Genomic DNA, 1,598 nt, shown 5'->3' with positions numbered 1-1,598 from the left:
CCCCGGCTCCCACGCCGACTCCCACTGCGCTTCCGGCCACACATGCCGGTGGGCCGGGTCGGTGCGGCAGTCGCACGCGGGGCTGTCGCAGCGGCAGCCGGGGTTGATGCACATCACGGCGCGCCGTTCGGGGAAGGCGCGCAGCGAGACCGAGGCGCACCAGGGGCAGCGCCCGGACACGGCGGCCATCGGCTCGGTGTCGCCGAGGGCGCGGGCGCAGCGCCGGGCCATCCTGCGGGCCTCGGCGTGCAGGTGCGCGGCGAGGAGCACATGCCGCTCGTCCTCCCCGTCGAGGAGGTCGAGGAGTTCGAGGAGGCGGGCGATCCGCTGGGGGACGGGGGCCCGCCGGGGGCGCCCCCGGCGCAGCCGCTCGTAGCCGGCCTCCTCCAGCTCGATCACGCCGTCGGTGATGTCGCGTACGGCGTCGGAGATGTGCAGACGCAGCGGCGCCGTGGTGCGTTCGGGGGTGGCCGGTCCCGGAGTCCGGCGGGGGAGTCCGGGGGACGTGCCGCCGGGCGCCAGTTCGGTGAGCAGTTCGGGGAACTGGCGTGCAAGCGCGCGCAGCCAGTGGGCCGCAGCGGCGGTCTCGGCGCGGATGCCGGGCTCCTGCCCCCGGCCCGCACCCGTCGTCGTGTGGCGGCTCACGCCTCCCCGCCTTCCTGGCCTTCCTGCGGCAGCCGGAGGGTCACCGGGCGTCCGTTGCGCCACAGCCGTCCGGCGCTGACCCCGTCGAACCAGCTCGCCGCCGGGGCCACCGTCTCCTCGCACCACCGGCGCACGAGGCAGCGGCGGCACGCGCGCAGCGCGGGGAGCGCGTCCTGCTCGCGCTCGGCGAAGACGGTCCGCGCGGGGAGGCCCGCGCAGGCGGGTGAGGCCGTGGCGGTCGATGTGCGGGCAGTCTGTTTCATGGCACCTCCGGGCGTGGTCCGTGTGTTGCGAACTCGCACGATCGCTTAGTTCGTGCGCGCACGCAACTCCCTTACCCGGTCTTCACGGGGCTCACTCATGGGCTGCCTTGATTTCGCTCGCGAAAGCACGTAATTCTGTGCTCGTACGCAAGCTATGCTGAGGGCGAAGAGAGAAGGAGGTGTGCGCGGTGACGGCCTCAGAGGAGCTGGAGAGCTTCGCCACGTGGATCGAACAGGTGATCCGAGAACGTGGATATGACATCGACAGCCCGCGCGGGGGCGGCAAGTCCCAGCTCGCGGACGCGGCTTCGGTGCACCGGGCGGCGATCACGCGGCTGCTGCAGCGGCAGAGCATGCCCGACCTGGAGACCATGCGCCGGCTGGCGCGCGTGCTGCGGGTGCCGATACGGGACATGCTGGTCCGCTCGGGGCAGCTCACCCCGGAAGAGCTTCCGCTGCGCGAGCCGTCACCCGCGGGGTCGGCGCAGCAGCCGGACGGCCCGTCCCAGCCGCAGGACACCCCGCTGACGCTGGAGCAGGCCGCCGCGCGCCTCGGTGTGGCCCCCGAGCAGCGGGAGATGTTCATCAAGATCGCCGGCCAGTTCCTCCCCGAACGGCCACTGCCCGCCGTGGGCCGACCCGACATCGAGGCCCGCTGATCCTGCCGGGCTGACCCCGCCTGGCCGGCCC

General features: G+C 73.8%; 3 protein-coding genes. 1 reads left to right on the top strand and 2 read right to left on the bottom strand.

Going from position 1 to position 1,598, the window contains the following annotated elements; all coding sequences use genetic code 11:
• Together G5C65_RS36980 and G5C65_RS36975 are read right to left on the bottom strand one after the other, a co-directional pair.
• The coding region (locus tag G5C65_RS36980) for a hypothetical protein (RefSeq protein WP_206442694.1) at positions 1 to 645 on the bottom strand (645 nt) is incomplete at its 3' end.
• A complete protein-coding gene (locus G5C65_RS36975) occupies positions 642 to 908 on the bottom strand; it encodes a hypothetical protein (protein ID WP_165303412.1) in 267 nt (88 codons plus the stop codon). The genes G5C65_RS36975 and G5C65_RS36980, both read right to left, overlap by 4 nt.
• 188 nt (positions 909 to 1,096) lie before the next feature.
• On the opposite strand from G5C65_RS36975, the gene G5C65_RS36970 reads away from it, so the two are divergent.
• Positions 1,097 to 1,567, top strand: coding sequence for a helix-turn-helix domain-containing protein (locus tag G5C65_RS36970; protein ID WP_165303411.1), 471 nt, complete (start codon positions 1,097 to 1,099; stop codon positions 1,565 to 1,567).
• The last annotated feature ends 31 nt before the right edge of the window (positions 1,568 to 1,598 follow it).

It is taken from the genome of Streptomyces boncukensis, assembly GCF_011045075.1.
In the GTDB taxonomy this organism is placed as follows: domain Bacteria; phylum Actinomycetota; class Actinomycetes; order Streptomycetales; family Streptomycetaceae; genus Streptomyces; species Streptomyces boncukensis.
This window is presented reverse-complemented; position numbering and strand designations above follow the sequence as displayed.

Coding starts and splice junctions, on each gene's coding strand:
- G5C65_RS36975 (WP_165303412.1), bottom strand. CDS start 908: ATGAAACAGACTGCCCGCACATCGACCGCCACGGCCTCACCCGCCTGC.